At 54.0% G+C, this 23,831-nt stretch carries 24 protein-coding genes, 1 pseudogene and 1 other annotated feature; of the genes and pseudogenes, 10 read left to right on the forward strand and 15 right to left on the reverse strand.

From position 1 onward, the window contains the following. Nucleotides 1-113: 113 nt before the first annotated feature. The 3 genes from clpB to rluD all read right to left on the reverse strand — a co-directional run bounded on the left by clpB (nucleotide 114) and on the right by rluD (nucleotide 4,524). Nucleotides 114-2,687, reverse strand: a complete 2,574-nt coding sequence (gene clpB / locus AB1287_RS17660; RefSeq protein WP_435618625.1) for an ATP-dependent chaperone ClpB — start codon at nucleotides 2,685-2,687, stop codon at nucleotides 114-116. Between the two features lie 128 nt (nucleotides 2,688-2,815). Beyond that, on the reverse strand, nucleotides 2,816-3,547 hold the full coding sequence (gene yfiH, locus AB1287_RS17665; protein WP_312630135.1) for a purine nucleoside phosphorylase YfiH: 732 nt from the start codon (nucleotides 3,545-3,547) through the stop codon (nucleotides 2,816-2,818). After that, nucleotides 3,544-4,524 carry a 23S rRNA pseudouridine(1911/1915/1917) synthase RluD gene (gene rluD, locus AB1287_RS17670; RefSeq protein WP_312630137.1) on the reverse strand — a complete coding sequence of 327 codons (981 nt, stop codon included), beginning with the start codon at nucleotides 4,522-4,524 and terminating at the stop codon, nucleotides 3,544-3,546. The genes yfiH and rluD overlap by 4 nt, the downstream gene beginning before the upstream one ends. Before the next feature lie 131 nt (nucleotides 4,525-4,655). On the opposite strand from rluD, the gene bamD reads away from it, so the two are divergent. The 3 genes from bamD to pheA all read left to right on the forward strand — a co-directional run bounded on the left by bamD (nucleotide 4,656) and on the right by pheA (nucleotide 7,476). Then, nucleotides 4,656-5,399, forward strand: a complete 744-nt coding sequence (bamD, locus tag AB1287_RS17675; protein ID WP_312630139.1) for an outer membrane protein assembly factor BamD — start codon at nucleotides 4,656-4,658, stop codon at nucleotides 5,397-5,399. 272 nt (nucleotides 5,400-5,671) lie between these two features. Continuing rightward, nucleotides 5,672-6,004 carry a ribosome-associated translation inhibitor RaiA gene (gene raiA / locus AB1287_RS17680; protein WP_312630141.1) on the forward strand — a complete coding sequence of 111 codons (333 nt, stop codon included), beginning with the start codon at nucleotides 5,672-5,674 and terminating at the stop codon, nucleotides 6,002-6,004. Nucleotides 6,005-6,158: 154 nt separating this feature from the next. After that, nucleotides 6,159-6,293: a sequence feature (Phe leader region), on the forward strand. Nucleotides 6,294-6,315: 22 nt separating this feature from the next. Further along, nucleotides 6,316-7,476, forward strand: a complete 1,161-nt coding sequence (gene pheA / locus AB1287_RS17685) for a bifunctional chorismate mutase/prephenate dehydratase (protein ID WP_435618626.1) — start codon at nucleotides 6,316-6,318, stop codon at nucleotides 7,474-7,476. Here pheA and AB1287_RS17690 read toward each other — a convergent pair. The 3 genes from AB1287_RS17690 to aroF all read right to left on the reverse strand — a co-directional run bounded on the left by AB1287_RS17690 (nucleotide 7,473) and on the right by aroF (nucleotide 10,613). After that, on the reverse strand, nucleotides 7,473-8,345 hold the full coding sequence (locus tag AB1287_RS17690; protein WP_312627795.1) for an SMP-30/gluconolactonase/LRE family protein: 873 nt from the start codon (nucleotides 8,343-8,345) through the stop codon (nucleotides 7,473-7,475). The genes pheA and AB1287_RS17690 overlap by 4 nt on opposite strands. Nucleotides 8,346-8,411: 66 nt before the next feature. Beyond that, the gene (gene tyrA / locus AB1287_RS17695; protein WP_435618627.1) at nucleotides 8,412-9,533 is read right to left on the reverse strand and encodes a bifunctional chorismate mutase/prephenate dehydrogenase; all 1,122 of its coding nucleotides are present in this window, start codon (nucleotides 9,531-9,533) and stop codon (nucleotides 8,412-8,414) included. A gap of 9 nt (nucleotides 9,534-9,542) precedes the next feature. Then, entirely contained in the window at nucleotides 9,543-10,613 is a 1,071-nt protein-coding gene (aroF, locus tag AB1287_RS17700) for a 3-deoxy-7-phosphoheptulonate synthase AroF (protein WP_312627797.1), read from the reverse strand. 219 nt (nucleotides 10,614-10,832) lie between these two features. Between aroF and AB1287_RS17705 the strand changes: the two genes are divergently transcribed. The 4 genes from AB1287_RS17705 to AB1287_RS17720 all read left to right on the forward strand — a co-directional run bounded on the left by AB1287_RS17705 (nucleotide 10,833) and on the right by AB1287_RS17720 (nucleotide 13,601). Continuing rightward, nucleotides 10,833-11,204 carry a DUF2799 domain-containing protein gene (locus tag AB1287_RS17705; RefSeq protein ID WP_435618628.1) on the forward strand — a complete coding sequence of 124 codons (372 nt, stop codon included), beginning with the start codon at nucleotides 10,833-10,835 and terminating at the stop codon, nucleotides 11,202-11,204. 189 nt (nucleotides 11,205-11,393) lie between these two features. Beyond that, nucleotides 11,394-11,888, forward strand: coding sequence for a YfiR family protein (locus tag AB1287_RS17710; protein WP_435618639.1), 495 nt, complete (start codon nucleotides 11,394-11,396; stop codon nucleotides 11,886-11,888). Beyond that, nucleotides 11,881-13,104: a diguanylate cyclase DgcN gene (dgcN, locus tag AB1287_RS17715; protein ID WP_435618629.1), complete on the forward strand. Its 1,224-nt coding sequence runs from the start codon at nucleotides 11,881-11,883 to the stop codon at nucleotides 13,102-13,104. Before AB1287_RS17710 ends, dgcN begins: the two co-directional genes overlap by 8 nt. A 14-nt stretch (nucleotides 13,105-13,118) precedes the next feature. Beyond that, nucleotides 13,119-13,601 carry an OmpA family protein gene (locus AB1287_RS17720; protein WP_435618640.1) on the forward strand — a complete coding sequence of 161 codons (483 nt, stop codon included), beginning with the start codon at nucleotides 13,119-13,121 and terminating at the stop codon, nucleotides 13,599-13,601. A gap of 6 nt (nucleotides 13,602-13,607) precedes the next feature. Here AB1287_RS17720 and AB1287_RS17725 read toward each other — a convergent pair. The 8 genes and pseudogenes from AB1287_RS17725 to ffh all read right to left on the reverse strand — a co-directional run bounded on the left by AB1287_RS17725 (nucleotide 13,608) and on the right by ffh (nucleotide 19,876). Beyond that, nucleotides 13,608-14,970 (reverse strand): annotated as a pseudogene (locus AB1287_RS17725) (PepSY-associated TM helix domain-containing protein). A gap of 60 nt (nucleotides 14,971-15,030) precedes the next feature. Further along, nucleotides 15,031-15,432: a DUF2946 domain-containing protein gene (locus tag AB1287_RS17730; RefSeq protein ID WP_435618630.1), complete on the reverse strand. Its 402-nt coding sequence runs from the start codon at nucleotides 15,430-15,432 to the stop codon at nucleotides 15,031-15,033. Between the two features lie 89 nt (nucleotides 15,433-15,521). Further along, nucleotides 15,522-16,178: a class I SAM-dependent methyltransferase gene (locus AB1287_RS17735; RefSeq protein WP_435618631.1), complete on the reverse strand. Its 657-nt coding sequence runs from the start codon at nucleotides 16,176-16,178 to the stop codon at nucleotides 15,522-15,524. Between the two features lie 205 nt (nucleotides 16,179-16,383). Beyond that, nucleotides 16,384-16,731 carry a 50S ribosomal protein L19 gene (gene rplS, locus AB1287_RS17740; RefSeq protein ID WP_006178051.1) on the reverse strand — a complete coding sequence of 116 codons (348 nt, stop codon included), beginning with the start codon at nucleotides 16,729-16,731 and terminating at the stop codon, nucleotides 16,384-16,386. Nucleotides 16,732-16,771: 40 nt separating this feature from the next. Then, nucleotides 16,772-17,539, reverse strand: a complete 768-nt coding sequence (trmD, locus tag AB1287_RS17745; protein WP_435618632.1) for a tRNA (guanosine(37)-N1)-methyltransferase TrmD — start codon at nucleotides 17,537-17,539, stop codon at nucleotides 16,772-16,774. 44 nt (nucleotides 17,540-17,583) lie between these two features. Next, nucleotides 17,584-18,132: a ribosome maturation factor RimM gene (gene rimM, locus AB1287_RS17750; RefSeq protein WP_312627913.1), complete on the reverse strand. Its 549-nt coding sequence runs from the start codon at nucleotides 18,130-18,132 to the stop codon at nucleotides 17,584-17,586. 18 nt (nucleotides 18,133-18,150) lie between these two features. After that, nucleotides 18,151-18,399, reverse strand: a complete 249-nt coding sequence (gene rpsP, locus AB1287_RS17755) for a 30S ribosomal protein S16 (protein ID WP_312627804.1) — start codon at nucleotides 18,397-18,399, stop codon at nucleotides 18,151-18,153. A gap of 115 nt (nucleotides 18,400-18,514) precedes the next feature. Beyond that, on the reverse strand, nucleotides 18,515-19,876 hold the full coding sequence (ffh, locus tag AB1287_RS17760) for a signal recognition particle protein (protein ID WP_312627806.1): 1,362 nt from the start codon (nucleotides 19,874-19,876) through the stop codon (nucleotides 18,515-18,517). 166 nt (nucleotides 19,877-20,042) lie between these two features. Between ffh and AB1287_RS17765 the strand changes: the two genes are divergently transcribed. Further along, the gene (locus tag AB1287_RS17765) at nucleotides 20,043-20,834 is read left to right on the forward strand and encodes an inner membrane protein YpjD (RefSeq protein WP_435618641.1); all 792 of its coding nucleotides are present in this window, start codon (nucleotides 20,043-20,045) and stop codon (nucleotides 20,832-20,834) included. An 18-nt stretch (nucleotides 20,835-20,852) separates the two neighbouring features. Beyond that, nucleotides 20,853-22,139, forward strand: a complete 1,287-nt coding sequence (locus AB1287_RS17770; protein WP_312627809.1) for an HlyC/CorC family transporter — start codon at nucleotides 20,853-20,855, stop codon at nucleotides 22,137-22,139. Nucleotides 22,140-22,203: 64 nt separating this feature from the next. On the opposite strand, the gene grpE is transcribed toward AB1287_RS17770, so the two are convergent. Further along, entirely contained in the window at nucleotides 22,204-22,797 is a 594-nt protein-coding gene (gene grpE / locus AB1287_RS17775) for a nucleotide exchange factor GrpE (RefSeq protein WP_312627810.1), read from the reverse strand. 122 nt (nucleotides 22,798-22,919) lie between these two features. On the opposite strand from grpE, the gene nadK reads away from it, so the two are divergent. Further along, nucleotides 22,920-23,798 carry an NAD(+) kinase gene (gene nadK, locus AB1287_RS17780; RefSeq protein ID WP_435618633.1) on the forward strand — a complete coding sequence of 293 codons (879 nt, stop codon included), beginning with the start codon at nucleotides 22,920-22,922 and terminating at the stop codon, nucleotides 23,796-23,798. The last annotated feature ends 33 nt before the right edge of the window (nucleotides 23,799-23,831 follow it).

The following is a 23,831-nucleotide window of genomic DNA, read 5'->3' on the forward strand; positions in this document are numbered from 1 at the left end:
AAAAAAACTTTCTGACCGCTCGCTATTCGTACAATACCGCTTTAATACCACCAATTTCGTCGGTTTTTTAAACAAAAACGAGCCTAAAAAGGCCCGTTTTTGCTTTTGGTCGCTTACTGCACCGCGACAATATGGTCGTCTTTAACCATCAGCCGTACCGTTTTCCCCGGGATCAGCTCTCCGGAAAGGATTTGCTGAGCCAACGGGTTTTCAATCTGCTGCTGGATAGCACGTTTAAGTGGACGCGCCCCATAAACGGGATCGTAGCCATTCGCGCTAAGCAGCTTCAGCGCATCCTCTTCTATATGCACGTCGTAACCACGTTCTTCGAGGCGCTGATACAGACGCTGCAGCTGAATCTTCGCGATCGAAGCGATGTGTTTCTCGCCCAATGGATGGAAGACCACCACCTCATCGATACGGTTGATGAATTCCGGGCGGAAGCTGTGGCTGACAACACCCAGCACCAGATCCTTCATATGACCATAATCCAGCTCACCGAAGCGTTCCTGAATCAAATCGGAACCGAGGTTCGAAGTCATAATCACGACCGTATTACGGAAATCGACGGTTCTGCCCTGCCCGTCCGTCAGACGTCCGTCATCCAGCACCTGCAACAGAATGTTGAACACATCCGGATGCGCTTTCTCAACTTCGTCCAGCAGGATAACGGAATAAGGGCGACGACGAACCGCTTCTGTCAGATATCCGCCCTCTTCATAGCCGACGTATCCCGGAGGCGCACCGACCAGGCGAGAGACGGAATGTTTTTCCATGAACTCAGACATGTCGATACGCACCATCGCATCGTCGCTGTCGAACATAAAGTTAGCCAGCGCTTTGCAGAGTTCAGTTTTCCCGACACCTGTTGGCCCAAGGAACAGGAACGAACCGATAGGACGGTTAGGATCCGACAAACCAGCACGACTACGACGAATAGCATTAGATACTGCTTCAACCGCCTCGTTTTGCCCAATCACACGGCTGTGCAGCTCTTGTTCCATGCGCAGCAGTTTTTCACGCTCGCCTTCCAGCATTCTGGCTACCGGAATACCCGTCCAGCGCGCCAGAACATCGGCAATCTCAACATCCGTCACGCGATTGCGCAGCAAACGCATTGTCTTACCTTCGGACTGAGTGGCCATCGCCAGCTGTTTTTCCAGCTCCGGAATTTTACCGTACTGCAACTCAGACATCCGCGCCAGGTCGCCCACGCGGCGAGCCCGCTCAATGGCGATTTTTGCCTGTTCAAGCTCTGCTTTGATGGTTTGCGTACCGGAGAGTGATGCTTTTTCGGCTTTCCACTCTTCCTCCAGCCCGGAATACTGACGCTCTTTGTCTTCCAGCTCTTCGTTGAGCATATCAAGACGCTTCTGGCTCGCTTCATCGGACTCTTTCTTCAGCGCCTGCTGTTCCAGCTTGAGCTGAATAATACGGCGCTCCAGGCGGTCAAGTTCCTCTGGCTTCGAGTCAATCTGCATGCGGATGCTTGAAGCAGCTTCATCAATAAGGTCAATGGCCTTGTCCGGCAGCTGTCGGTCGGCAATATAGCGATGCGACAAAGTCGCTGCTGCCACGATAGCCGGATCCGTGATTTGCACATGATGGTGCAATTCATAGCGTTCTTTCAGGCCGCGCAGAATCGCAATGGTATCTTCCACGGAAGGCTCCGCCACGAACACTTTCTGGAATCGACGCTCAAGCGCCGCGTCTTTCTCTATGTACTGACGATATTCATCAAGCGTCGTTGCACCGACGCAGTGCAGCTCGCCGCGGGCCAGCGCGGGTTTGAGCATATTGCCGGCATCCATTGCGCCATCAGCTTTACCGGCGCCCACCATCGTGTGCAGTTCGTCGATAAACAGGATGACATTGCCTTCCTGTTTGGCCAGATCGTTCAGGACGCCTTTCAGACGTTCCTCAAACTCACCGCGATATTTTGCGCCCGCCACCAGTGCGCCCATGTCCAGCGCCAGCACGCGACGACCTTTCAGCCCTTCAGGCACTTCGCCGTTCACAATACGCTGCGCCAGCCCTTCAACAATGGCCGTTTTACCGACGCCGGGTTCACCAATCAGCACTGGGTTATTTTTGGTACGACGCTGCAGCACCTGAATAGTACGGCGGATCTCCTCATCACGACCGATAACCGGATCGAGCTTGCCCTGTTCGGCCCGCTCGGTCAGATCGAGCGTGTATTTCTTTAACGCCTGCCGCTGGTCTTCGGCTCCCTGATCGTTCACGCTTTCACCTCCGCGCATTTGTTCAATCGCCTGAGTCACATTGGCGGTTGTTGCTCCGGCGGTTTTCAACAGGTCGCTCAGCGTGCCACGTGATTCAAGGGCTGCCAGAACGAACAGTTCTGACGAGATAAAGTTGTCGTTTCGTTTTTGCGCCAGCTTGTCGCAAAGGTTCAGCACGCGAACCAGATCCTGAGACGGCTGTACATCACCACCGGTGCCTTCCACCTGCGGTAAACGGCTGAGGGCCTGATCGATGGCCGTGCGCAACTGCCCGGCATTAACGCCAGCAGAGGTCAATAATGGACGAACCGAACCGCCTTCCTGATTCAGAAGTGCGCTCATTAAATGAAGAGGTTCGATGAATTGGTTGTCGTGCCCCAGTGCGAGAGACTGGGCATCGGCGAGAGCAAGCTGGAATTTATTGGTAAGACGATCCAGACGCATAACTCCTCCCATAACAGGTCAATTTTGCTACTGGAGATTAAATGAGGTCATCCCTCAATTATTCAAGGTTAAAGACCTGGACTATGTGAAAAATAAGTCAGCCTTCTGGATCGTCTTGATTCGTTAGGTTATATCAGCCAAATGAAACTTGCCATACGACCGGTTGTCCGATCGCGTCGATAAGAGAAAAAATCATCCTTTTCACTTAGCGTACAGCGTTCACCGCCGAACACCTCAGTCACACCGACGTTTGCCAGACGCTGACGCGCTAACTGATAAATATCGGCGAAATACTTCTCGCCAGCAGGACGGAAAGCGCTGTCCGCTTTCGCATCCTTAGCCATGAAAGCCTCACGGACTTCCGGGCCCACTTCAAAGGCCTGCGGGCCAATAGCCGGGCCGAGCCAGGCCAGAATGTTTTCAGGCTGGTCCTTAAAGTGTGCGACGGTTTCTTCCAGTACGCCATCACATAGCCCGCGCCACCCCGCATGAGCAGCGGCCACTTCCGTACCCGCCTTATTGCAAAAGAGCACCGGCAGACAGTCGGCCGTCATCACTGCGCAAACCAGGCCGGGTTTGTTGCTGTATGAAGCATCAGCTTTTTTGGAAGCGTATTCGCCCCCGGTTAGCGTTAAAACTGCGTTGCCGTGGACCTGTTCAAGCCATACCGGACGTGAAGGGAATGCAGCCGCTTCATAGAAACGACGGCGATTCTCTTCAACATGTTCCGGATTATCACCACAGTGGGCACCAAGGTTCAGCGCGTCGTATGGCGGTAAGCTAACGCCGCCCATTCGCGTGGAGCTGCACGCGCCAACGCCTTCAGGCATTGGCCACTGAGGCACGATAATTTTCGTCATAGCCAGGCAACATCATCCTTGTGTTCTTCGAAATCGGCGCGCATGGCGTCGATCAAATCGACCATATCCTGTGGGATTGGCGCGTGCCATTCCATCTGGATACCCGTGATCGGGTGATAAAGACGAAGCATCGTCGCGTGCAGAGCCTGACGATCGAATTTACGCAGCTCGTTAATGAAAGCTTCTGATGCCCCTTTCGGTGGACGAGGACGCCCGCCGTACAGCTGATCGCCCACCAGCGGGTGAGTGATATGCGCCATATGCACGCGGATTTGATGTGTGCGCCCGGTTTCCAGACGTAAACGCAAACGCGTGTGAATACGGAAGTGTTCCATAATACGATAGTGCGTAACAGCCGGTTTCCCCATCGGGTGAACGGACATATGCGTACGCTTAGTGGGATGGCGGCTGATTGGTTCTTCTACCGTGCCGCCTGCTGTCATGTGGCCAATCGCTACCGCTTCATACTCACGAGTGATCTCACGCAACTGCAGCGCTTCCACCAGACGCGTTTGAGCCGGAACGGTCTTCGCCACTACCATCAGACCGGTTGTGTCTTTATCCAGGCGGTGAACAATACCCGCACGCGGCACATCCACGATGGGCGGATAGTAGTGCAGCAATGCATTCAGAATCGTTCCATCGGGGTTACCTGCCCCCGGATGCACCACCAGATCGCGTGGCTTGTTGATGACAATAATGTCGTCATCTTCATAAACAATATTCAGCGGGATGTCCTGCGGCTCGAAGCGTGCTTCTTCTTCGATTTCGGCATCGATGGAGACCTGTTCTCCACCCAATACTTTCTCTTTCGGCTTGTCGCAAATGACGCCGTTCACCTGCACTCGCTTATCCAGGATCCATTCTTTTATACGCGAACGTGAATAATCCGGGAACATTTCGGCCAAAGCTTGATCTAAGCGTTGACCGAGTTGATTTTCGGATACCGTTGCGGTGAGTTGTACTAGTTGTGCCATAGACAGCTTCTTCGTTTAACGTTGGGTTTTACGGCTTCGCCGTATAATATAGTGTGCTATTGTAGCTGGTCTTAATCGGGAGCAGGAATGATAATCTCCCGCATAAACATTCTGAGGAAAGTCAAAACGTCATGACGCGCATGAAATACCTGGTGGCCCTTGCCACACTGAGCCTGGCTTTGGCGGGTTGCTCCGGTTCAAAGGAAGAGGTGCCTGATAACCCGCCAAATGAAATCTACGCGACTGCTCAACAAAAGTTGCAGGACGGTAACTGGAAACAGGCGATAACGCAACTGGAAGCGCTCGATAACCGCTATCCGTTTGGCCCGTATTCTCAGCAGGTTCAGCTCGACCTGATTTATGCCTACTACAAAAACGCCGATCTGCCGCTGGCTCAGGCTGCTATCGATCGTTTCATGCGCCTTAATCCGACTCATCCGAACATTGACTACGTCATCTATATGCGTGGCCTGACCAACATGGCTCTGGATGACAGTGCTCTGCAGGGCTTCTTCGGGGTTGACCGTTCAGACCGCGATCCGCAGCACGCTCGTGACGCATTCAACGACTTCTCCAAACTGGTGCGTGGCTATCCACAAAGCCAGTACTCTTCCGACGCCTATAAGCGCATGGTGTTCCTGAAAGATCGCCTGGCGAAATACGAGCTGTCGGTCGTGGATTACTACACCGATCGCGGTGCGTGGGTTGCCGTAGTGAATCGCGTGGAAGGCATGCTCCGCGACTTCCCGGACACGCAAGCCACCCGCGACGCATTGCCGAAGATGGAAAAGGCCTACCGCGAAATGCAGATGACCGCGCAGGCCGACAAGGTAGCAAAAATCATCGCCGCCAACAGCAGCAAGACCAGCAGCTGATAGCGCTTCGCCACGAAAAACGGCAGCCCATGAGGCTGCCGTTTTTGTATGCAATTCTGCGTGGCACTGAACCGGTTTAGCACCAGATCATCCCATCAACTATGGCCCGCTTTTGCCCATTCCTCAAGTATTAAATCCCCTGTTCCTGCCCTGCCTCACAAAATACGCTGACTGACAAAAAGTGACAAAATAACGTGATTTAAATCACACATTTTGACATTAAGAACGGTATGCTGGATTCACCAAGACGGGAAAGACAAGAGGTAAAATTTATGACAATGAACATTACCAGTAAACAAATGGACATTACTCCGGCCATCCGCCAGCACGTCGCAGACCGTCTCACCAAACTTGAAAAATGGCAAACTCATCTGATTAACCCGCACATCATTCTGTCTAAGGAGCCACAGGGTTTTGTTGCCGACGCAACCATGAACACACCAAACGGCCATCTGGTTGCCAGTGCGCGTCATGAGGATATGTATACCGCCATTAACGAATTGATCAACAAGCTGGAAAGGCAGCTCAATAAAGTGCAACACAAAGGGGAAGCACGTCGCGCCAACGCATCGGTGAAAGACGTCAACTTCGTTGAACAAGAGTAATCCTTAACAACTGTGTTAATCCAACGCGCCTCCGGGCGCGTTTTTTGTTACTGCTAACGCGCGAATAAGCCTGGTTTGCGCAGAGGGTGTTTTTTACGGTTGACAGCATGAAAACAGTACGGTTACTTTAACTGCCTGTCTCTAAGGAAAACTTGATGAAAACCGTTCCGTTCTTCTTCGCATTCTTTTTTAGCTTCTTTACCTTCCCCTGAACGGGAGGCGTTTCGTCGTGTGATAAAGAATGCGAAGACGAACAATGAGGCCTCCCACACCGGGGGGCCTTTTTTATTGATAACAAGAAAGGCGACATTATGACTGCGGAAAACCCGTTACTGGCTCTGCGCGATAAGATTAGCGCGCTGGATGAAAAGCTGCTTTCTCTGCTGGCCGAGCGCCGGGGGCTGGCGGTAGAAGTAGGCAAAGCAAAACTGCTGTCTCATCGCCCGGTACGCGATATTGACCGCGAGCGCGACCTGCTCGAACGCCTGATTACGCTCGGTAAAACGCACCACCTGGATGCGCACTACATCACCCGCCTGTTCCAGCTGATTATTGAAGATTCAGTCCTGACGCAGCAGGCGCTGCTCCAGCAGCATCTTAACAAAATTAGCCCACACTCTGCCCGCGTCGCGTTCCTGGGGCCAAAAGGCTCTTATTCACACCTCGCGGCGCGCCAGTATGCCGCCCGCCATTTTGAGCAATTTATTGAAAGTGGCTGCGCTAAATTCGCCGACATCTTCAACCAGGTGGAAACCGGACAGGCCGATTACGCCGTGGTGCCTATCGAAAACACCAGCTCTGGCGCCATCAATGACGTCTACGATTTGTTGCAGCACACCAGCCTTTCTATCGTCGGTGAAATGACGATCCCTATCGATCATTGCGTACTGGTGTCCGGCTCGACTGACCTTGATAAGATTGAAACTGTCTACAGCCACCCGCAGCCGTTCCAGCAGTGCAGCCAGTTCCTGAACCGTTATCCGCACTGGAAAATCGAGTACACCGAAAGCACGTCTGCGGCGATGGAAAAAGTGGCAGAGGCCAATTCACCGCACGTGGCGGCACTGGGCAGTGAAGCAGGCGGCGGTTTGTATGGTTTACAGGTGCTGGAACGCAACCTGGCAAACCAGACGCAGAACATCACCCGCTTTGTCGTTCTGGCCCGTAAAGCCATCAACGTCTCCGATCAGGTACCGGCAAAAACCACGCTGCTAATGGCAACCGGGCAACAGGCCGGTGCCCTGGTAGAGGCGCTGTTGGTATTACGTAATCATAATCTGATCATGACTAAGCTTGAGTCACGTCCGATCTACGGCAACCCGTGGGAAGAGATGTTTTATCTGGACGTTCAGGCAAACCTGGAGTCAGAAGCAATGCAGAAGGCGCTGAAGGAGCTGGGCGAGATCACCCGCTCCATGAAAGTGTTGGGCTGCTATCCGAGTGAGAACGTGGTGCCGGTCGACCCGGATTAGGCCTCGATAAACGGTAATTTCTTCATTCCTGCCACCTCAACCGGCAGGGTGAAGATTGCACCGGAAAGGGGATATTGTCTTATCTCCTCAGCGCTCATGTTTTCCCGGGTCGTGGTGATAAACAACGTTTTCATCTCAGGCCCGCCGAAGCAGACCATCGTCGGGCAGCGCACCGGTAAACGATATTCGGCCAGCTGTTCACCCTCCGGCGAAAACCTTGCCACCCGCCAGCCATCAAACATCGCGCTCCAGTAGCAACCTTCTTCATCGATAGCTGCACCATCAGGAATACCCTCAGCCGATTGAAACTGACGGAAAATATCGCGTACGCCAGGTTCGCCTTGCTCATCCAACGGCGTGCGGTAAATGACAGCGTTGGGCGTGTCAGACGTATACATCCACTTTTTGTCCACGCTGAACGCCAGACCATTAGCACCGTGAATATCGCATTGAATCACTTTCGGTCTGAGATGGTTGTCTACGCGAACCAGCAATGCACCGTTGTAGTCGCCCGGCCCCCAGAACGTCCCTGCGTAAAACCGCCCATCGCGATCGGTGCCACCGTCATTAAACCTTGCCAGCTCAGCATTACTGGGGTTATCGCAAATTTTACGCACCAGCAGGCCATGTTTATCACTGAGCCAAATGGCGCTACGCAGCGCGACGATAAATCCGCCTCTTTCGCGCAGTGAAAAACAGCCGACCTCTTCCGGAAACTGCAATACCTGATGCTCACCGCTTGCCAGGTCGTAGCGGTGGATTTCACACTCGAGGATATCGGCCCAGTAAAGCGCCTGTTCAGCTTCGCTCCAGGTCGGACATTCCGGCAAATGGCCGGCGTAATCGAACAACACTTCAGGCTGCGGCATGGTGATTTCCCTGTGAAAAAAAAGCCAGCGGGTTTCCCCTCTGGCTTTCGAGTATAAAACACTTTTTTACTGTCGACTGTCGTTTGCCTGGCGTAACAGCGTCCGGCTTTCGCTCTGGAAGCGCTGTGCGTAATCACCAAACCAGTGCTCCACTTTACGGAAGCTGTCGATAAAGGCCTGTTTATCGCCCTGCTCCAGCAGACCAATCGCCTCACCAAAGCGTGTGTAGTACCGCTTGATAAGCTGAATATTGCTTGGCGAAGACATGATAATGTCAGCATACAGCTGCGGATCCTGGGCAAACAGACGCCCGATCATCGCCAGCTCCAGCCGGTAAATCGGCGATGAGAGCGCCAGAAGCTGTTCCAGCTGGACGTTCTCTTCAGCCAGATGCAAACCATAGGCAAACGTTGCGAAATGGCGCAGCGCCTGGATAAACGCCATATTCTGGTCATGCTCCACCGCGCTGATGCGATGCAGCCGCGCGCCCCAAACCTGAATCTGCTCCAGGAACCACTGGTAGGCTTCCGGCTGACGACCGTCGCAGTACACCACAACCTGCTTCGCCAAGCTTCCGCTGTCCGGACCGAACATCGGGTGCAGCCCGAGCACCGGGCCATTGTGTGCCGCCAGCATCGCCTGTAACGGCACGGCTTTCACCGAGGCCAGGTCAACCAGAATGCAGTCGTCCGGAAGCGCTGGCAGCTTCTCAATGATCTGTGCCGTCGCGTGGATTGGCACGCTGACGATAACCATACCCGCATCGGCCACCAGCTCTTCTGCACGCGCCCAGTCCTCTTTCTCGAGGATTCGCACCTGATAGCCTGACAGCGTGAGCATTTTCTCGAACAGACGCCCCATTTGCCCCCCGCCGCCGACAATAACGACCGGACGCAGCTGCGGGCAAAGGGTTTTGAAGCCTTTGTCGTTTTCGCTTGAGTAGGACTCGCGCATCACCCGACGCAGGACATCTTCGATAAGATCCGGTGGCACACCCAGCGCGGCCGCCTCTTCGCGGCGAGACGCCAGCATGGATGCCTCACGCTCAGGGACATAAATCGGCAAGCCATATTGACTTTTCACCTCGCCGACTTCGGCCACCAGCTCCAGACGGCGCGCCAGCAGATCCAGCAGCGCCTTATCGACTTCATCTATTTGATCGCGTAGCGCGGTCAGTTCAGCAACCATAAAATCCTCTTACGCCAGACGAGCCGCCAGCTGGCCACGCAGATCTTTATCGAGCTCACGCAGCAGCGCATCCGTCGTCTCCCAGCTGATGCAGGCGTCCGTTACCGAAACGCCGTACTTCATATCGCAGCGAGGCTGTTCGGAAGACTGATTGCCTTCATGAATGTTACTTTCAATCATCAGGCCAATAATGGAGCGGTTGCCGTCTTTAATCTGCGCAACCACGGATTCTGCCACCGCGGGCTGACGGCGGTAGTCTTTGTTGGAGTTACCATGGCTGCAATCTACCATCAGCGCCGGTTTCAGTCCCGCCTGTTCCATCTCTTTTTCGCACTGTGCGACATCTGCCGGGCTGTAGTTTGGCGCTTTGCCGCCGCGCAGGATCACATGGCCGTCCGGGTTCCCCTGAGTCTGCAGCAGGCAAACCTGTCCGGCCTGGTTGATGCCGACAAAACGGTGCGGCATCGCTGCGGCGCGCATGGCGTTGATTGCGGTAGCCAGGCTGCCATCGGTTCCGTTTTTGAAGCCAACCGGCATAGAAAGGCCAGAAGCCATTTCGCGGTGCGTCTGGGATTCGGTGGTACGAGCACCGATTGCAGACCAGCTGAACAGATCGCCCAGGTACTGCGGGCTGTTAGGATCCAGCGCTTCGGTTGCCAACGGCAGCCCCATGTTCACCAGCTCCACCAGCAGGCGACGCGCAATTTTCAGACCGCCTTCAACATCAAACGAGCCATCCATATGCGGATCGTTAATCAGGCCTTTCCACCCCACGGTAGTACGTGGTTTTTCAAAATAGACGCGCATCACCAGGTAGAGGCTATCGCTGACCTCTGCGGCAAGGGCTTTAAAACGACGAGCGTATTCAATCGCAGCTTCCGGATCGTGAATGGAGCACGGCCCGCATACCACCAGCAGGCGCGGATCGCGACCGGCGATGATATTGGAAATGGTTTGACGGGATTCAGCAATCTGGGCCTCCTGAGCGGCATTCAGCGGGAATTCCGCTTTCAGCACTTCAGGGGTGATCAGAACGTGTTCGTCGGCGATATGTACGTTGTTCAGCGCGTCTTTTTGCATGATGGCGATCCTGTATAGCTCGTTTGCGATAGTTTGGTTTCCTCACTGAGGAGGTGTCTACATTACCACACGCGGTAAAGATTTCAATCCATAATCCGTAAATATAAATTTACATCAGGCCATTTTCGCATTTATTTTGCTTTTTATCGTAAACAAAACATTCCACTCGCGATAAGCATTGAACAGGCTATGCTGAAAACACCCGTTCAGGAGGTCATCATGAAACCCATTCTGTGTGCGTTGCTACTGCTTTTACTAAACGGATGTCAGCTTGATCCTTACGCCGATCTGCCCAAAAGCGCCACGGACTGGTATGGCGAAGGTATCGACGACGGGCGAAGCGGCATCACCGCCCGCAGCGAAGCACAGCTGGCTAACGACCTTAACGATCCCAAAGTCGATCGCCACAGCTATCTGAAAGGTTATGCCATTGGCCTGGAAGATATCTGCCAGACGCACCTGCTTTTTGGCTGGGGCGTTTCCGGAAAAATATTTCCCGAAGGCTGCGATTCCCGACCGGATGCCACCGCGCTGCGGGAAGCCTGGCAAAAAGGGATGAATGAAGGCGCACAATCCAACAGGCTGAATTAATCGTTATCTTAATTAGCCTGAAAATAATAAAACCAGCGTATCTTCCGTTCATTCCGGAATGTATTAAGGGCGCTAATGACTGGTTGTATGAATAATGTTAGTCTTCATATAACTTACATGAATGTTTTAACTCTGGATGCGTGGCAACCTTTCGTGAGCAGCCGGTGGCGATGTGTTTTATGCCAGCCAATGCTGGCACTGTTATTTCTGCCCCCCGTGACGCCGGCATTCGCAGCACCTGCCGGGAAGGGTAGCGCTGTCCGCGAAATCGTCTCGGGGATTGTTAGCTACACGCGCTGGCCGGCGCTCAACGACAAGCCAACACTCTGTATTTTCTCAAGTTCTGCTTATGTTTCCGCCCTGCAAAAAGGCGATGCGGACACCAGACCTTATAACCCGGTCACGGTACAGAATGAACAGGAAGCATTAGCCTCCCGCTGCGATGCCCTCTATTTTGGACTCGAATCCCCCGAAAGCCAGCAGGCGATCGTTCGTCAGTTTGCACCACGCCCCCTGCTCACCCTTTCAGAGCAAAATCCAGACTGTGCGATTGGCAGCGCCTTTTGCCTGCAAATCCGTCCCCAGAGAGTTACGTTTTCCGTCAATCTTGATGCGCTTTCAAGAAGTGGCGTCAGGGTCAATCCTGACGTATTAATGCTTGCCCGGAATAAAGAACATGAATAAGGATTTCTCCGCCGCGCAGCGCCCGACGTTTAAAAGAACTTTACGGCGAATCAATATGACCAGCATTGTGATTACGATGACGCTGGCCTGGCTGATACTGTGCGTTGTTTCCGTGGTTTCGCTGAAGCAATATGCCCAGAAGAATCTCGAGCTGACCGGCGCCACGCTGAGTCACACGATTGAAGCTGCATTGGTGTTTCGTGATGAAACAGCCGCCACGGATACGCTGGCATCGCTGGGCAAACAGGGCCAGTTTGCCCGGGCCGACGTGTTCGATAAGCGCGAGCAGCTTTTTGCCCACTGGACCTATGAAAGCGAAGCCAGCAGCGAACGCTTTAACCTGATGATCAGCCGCTGGCTGTTCCCAAGCCCGACTACCCAGCCGGTAATACATAATGGCGATGTCATTGGGCAAATCAGACTTACCGCTCGCGACAGCCTGATAAGCCATTTCATCTGGACGTCGCTTGGCGTGCTGACTGCCTGTATTTTGCTGGCAACGGCCGCCGCGATGGTGATTTCGCGTCATCTTCATGCCGATGTGGTAAACGCGCTACAAAATATTGCTGATGTGGCGCATGACGTGCGCACCAACCGCAATTTTTCCCGTCGCGTGCCGGAAGAGCGCATTGAAGAATTTCATCATTTTGCTCAGGACTTCAACAGCCTGCTGGATGAAATGGCGCAGTGGCAGCACTCGCTGCAGGCAAAAAACGATCAGCTCCTGCAAACGGCAATGCACGATCCGCTGACCGGCCTGCCTAATCGCGCGTCGTTCCGCACGCATATTAATGCCCTGATGGCAGATCCTGCCGCCAAATCGGGCTCTGCCCTGCTGTTTATGGACGGGGACGACTTCAAGTACATCAACGATACCTGGGGTCATGCCGCCGGCGATTACGTCCTGATTGAAACGGCCCTGCGTCTGGTTGAATTCAGCGGCAAGGCCTATCACGCCTTCCGTCTCGGGGGCGATGAATTCGCCATTCTGCTCAGCAATATCAGCGATGAGCTCCAGGTTCAGCGGCTGTGCGGCGAGCTGGCGCAACGCTTTACCCCACCGATGAGCATGCACAACGGTCATATGACCCCTTTTTCACTGAGTATTGGTTATGCCCTGACTGCTGAACATGGCAGCGTGGAAACGCTGCTGGAGCAGGCTGATAAAAAAATGTACCTGATGAAGAATCAGCGTACGAGGACACTGTCGTCATGAACAAGGAATTCACTATGCTTAAGCGCCTTTCCGCTCCCGCCCTGCTTGCCGCCTTTCTTTTAAGCGGCTGCCAGGCGCCACAGGGAAAATTCTCTCAGCAACAGATTACGGAAATGAAGCACTGGGGGTTCAGTGAAAGTGACGGCGACTGGTCTTTAGGGCTTTCGGACAAAATTCTGTTCGACACCAACGATTATCAACTCAAACCTGAGAGCCGCCAGCAGATCCAGACCATGGCTTCGCGCCTTGCCGCAACCGGACTGACGCATACCCGCATGGACGGGCACACGGATAATTATGGCGAAGATGGCTATAACGAAGCGCTGTCGCTTAAGCGCGCCGATCGCGTGGCGGACGCCTGGGCAGAAGGCGCGCATGTTCCACGCGCCAACCTCACTACTCGCGGGCTTGGGAAGAAATATCCTGTCGCAAGCAACAAAACCTCACAGGGCCGCGCCGAAAATCGCCGCGTGACGGTGGTCATCAGCGAGCCCTGATCCGGCTTACTCTACGGACTCTGCTACAGCTGCTGCGCTTGCCATCCGCCAGCGCAGCACGTCCACAGCGACAAACAGCAACAGACTCACTCCCAGAACGGGCATCGCAACGCCGAGTATAATCGCCAGCACGATGACCGCGACTCGCCCGCGACCGGCCAGATCGCACCAGCTTTGCGTCAGCGTCATTAGCGGATTATAAGTCGCTGGCTGAGGGCGGCGGATCCACCAAAGACGATAGCCCACGATAATCATCACGCATAGCGTCGTACCAAACGCGATCAGCAGGATCTGGTTCACCACGCCAAACAGTAAGCCCATGTGGAAATCCACGCCCCAGCGCGTCAGCTTCGCCATTAGCGGGAAGTCGGCAAAACGGGTGCGATCGACAATCTGCATCTTTGCCGCATCGATCGCGACAGCATCCACCTGAGTCGGCCATCCGCGATCGATTTCCGTCACGGTCCAGGCCTTATCCTCACTTTTGGCGGGCCTGATTTCGAGTTTGCTTGCCACAATTCCGTTACGCTGAGCCACGCGGAGAACGGCATCAAACTTCGTCAAATCCAGCGGCACCATCATTGGCATATTCATCCCTGCATGATGTTCAGCATGCGGATCCCTGGTCATGGTCTGCCCGTTGAGCTGCGTATTCACCTGCGGCGTCATCCAGTTTAAGGCAGCACGAAACTTATCCACGTTCCCACCGGCCCATTGCGACCAGGTCAGCCCCGTCGCGGAGAAGAGCAGCATTCCCCCCCAGCAGGAGCCAGCCAAGCGTCACGTGCAGGCGACGGTTATTCTGCACGCGATTATTAAGCCGCCTTTTCGGACGAGTGAAAAACCACAGCGCAATCCCCCCACACGCGGCGAACCACATCCAGGATGCCGCAAGCTCGCTGTAGAGACGCCCCACGTTGCCCAATAAAAGAGAACGATGAGCATAATCAATCCACTGGCGCAGCGGCAAAATCCCACTGGTTCCGTAGACCGTCATATCGCCCTTCACGGCAAGCGTTACGGGATCGATAAACAGCGCCCGGCTTTCCGATTCCCCAAGAGTGGGATCGCTGAACATCACGCGTGTTGTCTCACCAGGCGTGAGTGAAGGTCGTACGGCATAAAGTGCTAAGGGCCGATCGAGGGTCGCTTGCGCAACGCGGATTTGTTCCGCCAGGGAATGCGCCTGCCCGCTTTTTTCCGCGGTCAGAGCATCATGCCAGAGGAGACTTTCCAGCTGCGGCGTCGCGACATAGAGCGTGCCGGTCAGTGCCGCCACGAAGATAAACGGCCCGACAAACAGGCCAACGGCAAAATGAAGACGGCGCAGCAGAGTGATCCATGCCGCGCGAGGGGTGCAGGTAGTCATACTTTTCCTTTTAAAAAGCAAATCGAGAGCGTGGCGCAGTGCGCCCATTCTTTTATGTGATTAGCAGGTAAAAGCAGAACAGCGCGGTGGCGCTCGCGGGTGGGGAGTCAGCCATGGGAAGAAGTGCCAGATATTAACGCCGGGCCGCGGCGGTCGCTGGCGAATGCGCAGTAGCAGAGCACATACCAGCGCCAGAAGCGCGAGCATCAGCCCCGGTACGTGCGCCAGCAGCACGCAGTAACCGCAAGCCTCGGCATGGTCAACGGGCATCGCACCCGGCTCTTCATGATGCCCGCTCATCGTCGACATATCATGATGCATCATGCCCGGCATCGCGCTCATCGGGTCTTTTTGCAGGGAAACCGAGATAAGCGGAGCAACAAGAATCAACGCCATAGCAAACAGCGCGAACCAGGCCGCGATGCGTTTGCTGCGATTACGTTGAATTACGTGCTGTGCCATCTGTCCCCCTGAGCGGAGACATTGTAATTGATTTACGCCATCACGGTTAAACCATTGTGACAGAAATGACGTATCTGCGGCTACGGCAGCTATTTTTTCCGTGCGGCAGAAAAGAGCGCGACGGTGCCTTCAACGCTGATACTGACATCCGCAAAATGTGCCGAGAGTATTTCTCTTAACCCCGCTTCCGAGTCATTACTGTTGGAGAAAATCCCTTTGCGATTATAAATCCCCATCAGTTTGCGGCCAAAAGCGTTGTGTTCAACGCCATCCCCAAGAATGCTGGCGCCATAAAGTACACCGTTATCAGTCAACGCGTGGGCAGCATTCTGGATAACAATGCCTTTATCCGACATTGTCCCAGGCAGACAGTGAAGTAAGTAAAACATAGACACAGAGTCGAACTGATTGTGGCAGGATGCATCATACGGGGCAAAAACGTCATGATTGATCCTGCGATCGATCCTTGCATCGCCAGCTCTTGCGGATGCCGTATCCAGGCTGGTTTTGTTCAGATCCATCAGGGAGATAGTACAGTCCTCCGGAGCATGGGTCAGGTAAAACCCTGTGCCGACGCCGATGTCCATGTGCTTCTTGCTGAGATTACGCAAGAAATGAGGGACTAAATGCTCCTCCGTGGGGCATTTCCAGGCAAACTGGTTCGAAACGCTCAACACCCACCAGTCATAGAGCTTGAGGGTTACTGGGGTATAAACACGGGCACCTTTGTCTGTGCTTCCATTCATTGATTTCACCACGTAATAATTTTAAAAGTGAATTAAACCAATAATCCCTATGATTGACAAGGAGTTGTGAACTTAACTTATTCTGATTTCTACGCTGGTTGTTGCGGTCAACGCTACAGTAGAAGCACACGCCATGCTTTGCGGCATAAAAAAGGGCCAGCCTTTCGGCCAGCCCTTTTTAACTTGGATGTCGCTTAAGCGAATCTTAGTTAAGACGCTCTTTGATACGAGCAGACTTACCAGTACGCTCACGCAGGTAGTACAGTTTAGCTTTACGAACGGCACCACGGCGTTTAACAGCAATGCTGTCAACAACTGGAGAGTGAGTCTGGAAGACACGCTCAACGCCTTCGCCGTTGGAAATTTTGCGAACAGTGAATGCAGAGTGCAGACCGCGGTTACGAATAGCGATAACCACGCCCTCAAATGCCTGCAGACGTTTTTTGGAACCTTCAACAACCCATACTTTCACTTCCACGGTATCACCCGGACGGAAGGAAGGTACGTCCTGCTTCATCTGCTCTTGTTCAATTTGCTTAATAATGTTGCTCATAATTTAATCTCTTATCCTGGGTAAACTGATATTTGGGGGCTTACGCCTCACCATCATGTTTATGTTGCTGTTGCGCGTGTTCCTGTTGGAACGCGGCCAGCAACCTTGCTTGCTCTTCAGTCAGAGCCAGGTTTTCCAGAAGTTCAGGTCTTCTCAGCCAGGTCCGGCCCAGCGACTGCTTCAGACGCCAGCGACGTATCTCGGCATGGTTGCCTGACAGTAATACTGCCGGGACATCCATCCCTTCCAACACTTCAGGGCGGGTATAGTGTGGGCAGTCCAGCAACCCATCAGCAAAGGAATCTTCCGTTGCTGATGCTTCATGGCCCAGAACGCCCGGAATAAACCGGGAGACGGAGTCAATCAGCGTCATTGCCGGTAACTCACCACCGCTGAGAACGTAATCGCCGATAGACCATTCTTCGTCAATCTCGGTCTGAATTACGCGCTCATCTATCCCTTCGTAGCGACCGCACACCAGAATCAACTTCTCACTGGTAGCCAGTTCGCTGACGCCCACTTGATCAAGCTTGCGTCCCTGAGGTGAAAGATAAATCACCTTCGCGCCTTCACCTGCCGCGGCTTTTGCTGCATGAATGGCATCCCGCAAGGGTTGCACCATCATTAACATTCCCGGTCCGCCGCCGTAAGGACGATCGTCCACGGTACGGTGCCGGTCATGAGCGAAATCTCGAGGACTCCAGCTCTGAATGCTCAGCAGGCCATTTTTTACTGCCCGGCCAGTTACCCCGTAGTCGGTAATCGCGCGAAACATCTCTGGAAAAAGGCTAACAACACCAATAAACACAGCCCATCTCCATCACGTCGTCTTTTACCGGTAATCCGGAGGTTTTAAAAACCAGGATCCCAATCTACTTCAATGGTTTGAGTAGTGAGATCGACTTTCTTGATAACCTGCCCATCGAGGAACGGAACCAACCGCTCCTTGATGCCAAACGCATCTTTCAGGTTTGCCTTAATGACGAGAACGTCATTGGACCCGGTTTCCATCATGTCAATGACTTTACCGAGACTGTAGCCTTCGGTGGTCACTACCTGGCAGCCCATCAGGTCTTTCCAGTAGTAGGTACCGTCGTCAAGCGCAGGCAGCTGTGAGGAATCCACGACAATTTCGCAATTGGTCAGCAGATTCGCCGCATCCCGATCGTCAACGCCTTTCAGCTTGATGATCAGATCCTGATTGTGGTGACGCCAGCTTTCCAGCTCGACTTCTTGCCACTGACCCGCCTTCTGGATAAACCAGGGCTGATAGTCAAAAATGCTTTCGGCGTCTTCGGTGGAGGAAAACACTCTGAGCCAACCACGAATACCGTAGCAAGAGCCCATTTTGCCGACCACAATCGGTTCAGCAGGCGCTTTTGCGGCGAGTTGCTTGCTCATCATGACCACCGTGACAGATTAAGCTGCTTTGTTAGCGGCTTTGATCAGCGCTGCAACGCGATCGGAAACGGTAGCGCCCTGGCCAACCCAGTGAGCGATACGATCCAGATCCAGGCGAGTGCCTTCTTCTTTTTCGCTAGCGATTGGGTTGAAGAAACCAACGCGCTCGATGAAGCGACCGTTGCGTGCATTACGGCTGTCAGCAACGACAACCTGGTAGAACGGACGCTTTTTCGCGCCGTGACGTGCTAAACGAATAGTTACCATAACATCCTCTTGTGTGAATAAAACACCGGGCCCCATCGAGGGACGGAGCCCGGTGTTATATTAAAAGCCCGAAAATTTTACTCATTTCGGCGCAAAAAGCAATCTCTAAAGCGATTTAGCGCCCAGGAAAACCGGGTGGCATCATGCCTTTCATGCCGCGCATCATCTTGGCCATTCCGCCCTTCTTCATTTTCTTCATCATGCGCTGCATGTCGTCGAACTGTTTAAGAAGACGGTTAACGTCCTGCACCTGCATGCCGCAGCCGGCAGCGATGCGGCGCTTGCGAGAGCCTTTGATGATTTCCGGGTTGCTGCGCTCTTTGAAGGTCATTGAGTTGATGATCGCTTCCATACGCACCAGCACTTTGTCATCCATCTGCGCTTTGACGTTGTCCGGGATCTGACCCATGCCCGGCAGCTTGCCCATCAGGCTTGCCATGCCGCCCATGTTTTTCATCTGGCGCAGCTGCTCAAGGAAGTCGGTCAGATCAAAGCCATCGCCCTTCTTGAGCTTGTTTGCCAGCTTCTCGGCCTGCGCGCGGTCAACCTTGCTTTCAATATCTTCGATGAGCGACAGCACGTCACCCATGCCGAGAATACGGGAGGCGATACGATCCGGGTGGAACGGCTCCAGCGCTTCGGTTTTTTCACCGACGCCGAGGAATTTGATCGGCTTGCCGGTAATGTGACGAATTGACAGCGCTGCACCGCCGCGGGCGTCGCCGTCCACTTTGGTCAGCACCACGCCGGTCAGCGGAAGGGCTTCATTGAAGGCCTTCGCCGTATTCGCGGCATCCTGACCGGTCATTGCATCGACGACAAACAGGGTTTCTACCGGATTGATCGCGGCATGGACCTGCTTGATTTCGTCCATCATCGCTTCGTCAACGTGCAGACGACCGGCGGTATCCACCAGCAGCACGTCGTAGAATTTTAGCTTCGCTTCTTTCAGCGCCGCGTTGACGATATCAACCGGCTTCTGCGCCACGTCTGACGGGAAGAAATCGACGCCAACCTGCTGCGCCAGGGTTTCCAGCTGTTTGATCGCCGCCGGGCGATAAACGTCGGCAGACACCACCAGCACTTTCTTCTTATGTTTCTCGCGCAGGAACTTACCGAGTTTACCCACGCTCGTGGTTTTACCGGCACCCTGCAGGCCCGCCATCAGCACGACAGCAGGCGGCTGCGCGGCCAAGTTCAGCACCTGGTTCTCTTCGCCCATCGCCGAAACGAGTTCGTTACGCACGATTTTGACGAACTCCTGACCCGGGGTCAGGCTTTTATTCACATCCTGACCAACCGCGCTCTCTTTAACGCGATTGATAAACTCACGTACGACGGGCAGCGCCACGTCGGCTTCGAGCAGCGCCATGCGCACTTCGCGCAGGGTATCTTTGATGTTGTCTTCAGTAAGGCGTCCGCGTCCGCTGATGTTTCGCAGCGTCTGCGACAAACGATCGGTTAAATTATCAAACATTGTCTCTCGCCTGGGGTGGAAACGTTTGGTCGCCACAGCGACACATACACAGAATTTTGCGGCAGTATAACACGACACCGCACGAGTTGTGATGCAACGGTTGGAGCCTGCGTCACGTAACGCTATACTGCTTCTCTTTCATCACACGCCAATGTCGACATCATCTATGCCTGTTTTTGCCCTGCTCGCGCTTGTTGCCTACTCCATCAGCCTCGCGCTGATCATTCCTGGCCTGCTGCAAAAAAACAGCGGATGGCGGCGCATGGCGATGTTGTCAGCAGTTATCGCCCTGATTTGCCACGCCTTTGCGCTGGAAGCTCGCATCCTGCCGGGCGGCGACAGCGGGCAAAACCTGAGCCTGCTGAACGTCGGTTCGCTTGTCAGCCTGATGATTTGTACGGTGATGACGATCGTCGCCTCGCGCAACCGCGGCTGGCTGCTGCTGCCAATCGTGTATGCCTTTGCGCTAATTAACCTGGCCTTCGCCACCTTTATGCCGAACGAATTCATCACCCACCTGGAAACTACGCCGAGCATGATGGTGCATATTGGGCTGTCGCTGTTTGCCTACGCAACGCTTATCATCGCCGCACTTTACGCCCTGCAGCTGGCGTGGATTGACTATCAGCTTAAGAATAAAAAGCTCGCCTTCAGCAGCGAAATGCCACCGCTGATGAGCATTGAGCGTAAAATGTTTCACATCACTCAGGTGGGCGTCGTCCTCCTGACCCTGACCCTGTGTACCGGCCTGTTTTATCTGCACAACCTGTTCAGCGTCGAAAATATAGACAAAGCGGTCCTTTCCATTATCGCGTGGTTTGTCTATATCGTGTTGCTATGGGGTCACTATCATGAAGGCTGGCGCGGACGTCGCGTGGTCTGGTTTAACGTGGCGGGCGCAGGACTTCTGACGCTTGCCTATTTTGGCAGCCGCGTCCTGCAGCAGTTCGCGAGCTAAGACTTAAAGGAATCTCCGTTGGAACATATCTCAACCACGGCGCTTATCATTACGATTGTCGTCATGGTTATTATCTCTGCCTACTTCTCCGGTTCAGAAACCGGGATGATGACCCTCAACCGCTACCGCTTACGTCATAAAGCGAAACAGGGCAACAGCGCCGCCAGACGTGTCGAAAAACTGCTGCGTCAGCCTGACCGTCTGATTAGCCTGGTGCTGATTGGCAACAACCTCGTTAATATTCTCGCTTCGGCGCTCGGCACCGTTGTCGGGATGCGCTTATACGGCGATGCGGGCGTGGCGATTGCCACCGGGATCCTGACCTTCGTGGTACTGATATTCGCGGAAGTCCTGCCGAAAACTATCGCCGCGCTCTATCCGGAAAAGGTCGCCTATCCAAGCAGCTTTTTACTGGCTCCGCTGCAGATTCTGATGATGCCTCTGGTGTGGTTGCTCAACACCATCACCCGCATTCTGATGCGCATGATGGGCATCAAAACGGACATCTCCATCAGCGGCGCGCTCAGCAAAGACGAACTGCGTACCATCGTCAACGAATCGCGCTCGCAGATTTCCCGCCGTAATCAGGACATGCTGCTGTCGGTGCTGGATCTGGAAAAAGTCAGCGTCAACGACATCATGGTGCCGCGCAACGAAATCGTCGGCATCGACATCAACGACGACTGGAAATCTATCGTCCGTCAGTTGACTCACTCCCCGCACGGCCGCATCGTGCTGTACCGCGACTCGCTGGATGACACCATCAGCATGCTGCGCGTGCGCGAAGCCTATCGTCTGATGACGGAGAAAAAAGAGTTCACTAAAGAAGTGATGCTGCGCGCCGCCGATGAAATTTACTACGTCCCGGAAGGCACGCCGCTCAGCACTCAACTGGTGAAATTCCAGCGTAATAAAAAGAAAGTGGGTCTGGTGGTGGACGAGTACGGCGATATTCAGGGGCTGGTGACGGTCGAAGATATTCTGGAAGAGATCGTCGGCGATTTCACCACGTCGATGTCGCCATCGCTTGCAGAAGAAGTCACCCCACAGAACGACGGCTCGGTGATTATCGACGGCACCGCCAACGTGCGCGAACTGAATAAAGCCTTTAACTGGCGCTTCCCGGAAGATGAAGCCCGCACGATGAACGGTGTGATTCTGGAAGCGCTGGAAGAGATCCCGGCGATTGGCACGCGCGTGCGAATCAACCAGTACGACATCGATATTCTCGACGTACAGGACAATATGATTAAGCAGGTGAAAGTGGTGCCGGTGAAGCCGATTCGGGAGAGCGTGGCGGAATAACGCGCCATAAAGAATGTAGGCCGGGCAAGGCGTTCAGCCTCCTCCCGGCACTACCGATGCCTGATTAGGCTTTCGCTTTTGCGACGGAAACCATCGCCGCACGAATGGTACGCCCGTTCAGGGTATAGCCTTTCTGCATCACCATCAGTACGTTGCCTGCAGCAACATCGTCAGACTCAACCATCGCAATGGCCTGATGGACGTTTGGATCCATTGGCACGTTGGTATCGCCAACCACTTCCACGCCGTACTTACGCACTACGTCGAGCATGGACTTCAGCGTCAGTTCAATCCCTTCCACCATCGGCGCCATATCCGGGTTAGCTTTATCAGCCACTTCCAGCGCACGATCGAGACTATCGATCACCGGCAGCAGGTCGTTCACGAACTTCTCAAGGGCAAACTTGTGTGCCTTTTCAACGTCCTGCTCGGTACGGCGACGCAGGTTTTCCATCTCGGCCTTCACACGCAGCACGCCATCGCGCTCACGGTTCTGCGCTTCGACCAGCTGAGCTTCCAGATTCGCAATGGCTTCATCGCGCGGATCCACCTGCTCAGCCGAAGTTTCAGGCTCAACGGCCTCTACTTCATCGTGCTGGTCCTTGATAATTTCTTCCGGGGCTTGCCCCTCAGGCGTTTTCTGTTCTTTACTACTCATGAATTTCTCCGCGTTTTTTCGTATTCATCTCGCTGACTTCGCTTATTATGGGGATCGTGCTGCGGGATTCAAGGGAAGCAGGCACATTGTCATCATTCATTTGCCACAAGGACCTCCAGAAAATGAACAATCATTTCAAGTGTATCGGTATTGTCGGTCATCCCCGCCACCCTACCGCACTCACCACACATGAAATGCTGTACCGCTGGCTGTCCACGAAAGGCTACGAAGTCATTGTTGAACAACAGATTGCCCACGAGCTGAAACTAAAAGACGTTGCCACCGGGACGCTGGCCGAAATTGGTCAACAGGCCGATCTGGCCGTGGTCGTCGGCGGCGATGGCAATATGCTTGGTGCCGCACGCACCCTTGCCCGCTACGACATCAAAGTGATAGGCATTAACCGTGGCAACCTGGGCTTTCTGACCGACCTCGACCCGGACAACGCTCACCAGCAGCTGGCTGACGTGCTTGAAGGGCACTACATCACCGAGAAGCGTTTCCTGCTGGAGGCGCAGGTGTGCCAGAAATCCTGCCAGAAACGCATCAGTACCGCGATAAATGAAGTCGTGCTCCACCCGGGGAAAGTGGCGCACATGATTGAATTTGAAGTTTATATCGACGAAGTCTTCGCCTTTTCCCAGCGTTCCGACGGGCTGATTATCTCCACGCCAACGGGTTCAACCGCCTACTCTCTCTCTGCCGGCGGCCCTATTCTGACGCCTTCTCTGGATGCCATAACCTTAGTGCCAATGTTCCCACACACCCTTTCTGCGCGCCCGCTGGTGATTAACAGCAGCAGCACCATTCGCCTGCGCTTCGCCCACCCGCGTACCGATCTCGAAATCAGCTGTGACAGCCAGATTGCCCTGCCGATTCAGGAAGGCGAAGACGTGCTGATTCGCCGCTGTGACTATCATCTCAACCTCATACACCCGAAAGACTACAACTATTTCAATACGTTGAGCTCCAAGCTCGGCTGGTCAAAAAAATTGTTCTGATTTCGCGCCAGCCTCTTTACTGTATAAAAAACC

This window comes from Scandinavium sp. UTDF21-P1B, from assembly GCF_040750395.1.
In the GTDB taxonomy this organism is placed as follows: Bacteria; Pseudomonadota; Gammaproteobacteria; order Enterobacterales; family Enterobacteriaceae; genus Scandinavium.

Excerpts from the sequence above, each read along its gene's own strand:
- AB1287_RS17720 (WP_435618640.1), top strand. The coding sequence starts at position 13,119 with ATGCTTAAGCGCCTTTCCGCTCCCGCCCTGCTTGCCGCCTTTCTTTTA.
- rimM (WP_312627913.1), bottom strand. The coding sequence starts at position 18,132 with ATGAGCAAGCAACTCGCCGCAAAAGCGCCTGCTGAACCGATTGTGGTC.
- rluD (WP_312630137.1), bottom strand. The coding sequence starts at position 4,524 with ATGGCACAACTAGTACAACTCACCGCAACGGTATCCGAAAATCAACTC.
- AB1287_RS17730 (WP_435618630.1), bottom strand. The coding sequence starts at position 15,432 with ATGGCACAGCACGTAATTCAACGTAATCGCAGCAAACGCATCGCGGCC.
- bamD (WP_312630139.1), top strand. The coding sequence starts at position 4,656 with ATGACGCGCATGAAATACCTGGTGGCCCTTGCCACACTGAGCCTGGCT.
- AB1287_RS17705 (WP_435618628.1), top strand. The coding sequence starts at position 10,833 with ATGAAACCCATTCTGTGTGCGTTGCTACTGCTTTTACTAAACGGATGT.
- pheA (WP_435618626.1), top strand. The coding sequence starts at position 6,316 with ATGACTGCGGAAAACCCGTTACTGGCTCTGCGCGATAAGATTAGCGCG.
- grpE (WP_312627810.1), bottom strand. The coding sequence starts at position 22,797 with ATGAGTAGTAAAGAACAGAAAACGCCTGAGGGGCAAGCCCCGGAAGAA.
- rplS (WP_006178051.1), bottom strand. The coding sequence starts at position 16,731 with ATGAGCAACATTATTAAGCAAATTGAACAAGAGCAGATGAAGCAGGAC.
- tyrA (WP_435618627.1), bottom strand. The coding sequence starts at position 9,533 with ATGGTTGCTGAACTGACCGCGCTACGCGATCAAATAGATGAAGTCGAT.
- AB1287_RS17765 (WP_435618641.1), top strand. The coding sequence starts at position 20,043 with ATGCCTGTTTTTGCCCTGCTCGCGCTTGTTGCCTACTCCATCAGCCTC.
- yfiH (WP_312630135.1), bottom strand. The coding sequence starts at position 3,547 with ATGACGAAAATTATCGTGCCTCAGTGGCCAATGCCTGAAGGCGTTGGC.
- AB1287_RS17690 (WP_312627795.1), bottom strand. The coding sequence starts at position 8,345 with ATGCCGCAGCCTGAAGTGTTGTTCGATTACGCCGGCCATTTGCCGGAA.
- raiA (WP_312630141.1), top strand. The coding sequence starts at position 5,672 with ATGACAATGAACATTACCAGTAAACAAATGGACATTACTCCGGCCATC.
- dgcN (WP_435618629.1), top strand. The coding sequence starts at position 11,881 with ATGAATAAGGATTTCTCCGCCGCGCAGCGCCCGACGTTTAAAAGAACT.
- aroF (WP_312627797.1), bottom strand. The coding sequence starts at position 10,613 with ATGCAAAAAGACGCGCTGAACAACGTACATATCGCCGACGAACACGTT.
- nadK (WP_435618633.1), top strand. The coding sequence starts at position 22,920 with ATGAACAATCATTTCAAGTGTATCGGTATTGTCGGTCATCCCCGCCAC.
- AB1287_RS17735 (WP_435618631.1), bottom strand. The coding sequence starts at position 16,178 with ATGAATGGAAGCACAGACAAAGGTGCCCGTGTTTATACCCCAGTAACC.
- AB1287_RS17710 (WP_435618639.1), top strand. The coding sequence starts at position 11,394 with ATGCTGGCACTGTTATTTCTGCCCCCCGTGACGCCGGCATTCGCAGCA.
- rpsP (WP_312627804.1), bottom strand. The coding sequence starts at position 18,399 with ATGGTAACTATTCGTTTAGCACGTCACGGCGCGAAAAAGCGTCCGTTC.
- ffh (WP_312627806.1), bottom strand. The coding sequence starts at position 19,876 with ATGTTTGATAATTTAACCGATCGTTTGTCGCAGACGCTGCGAAACATC.
- clpB (WP_435618625.1), bottom strand. The coding sequence starts at position 2,687 with ATGCGTCTGGATCGTCTTACCAATAAATTCCAGCTTGCTCTCGCCGAT.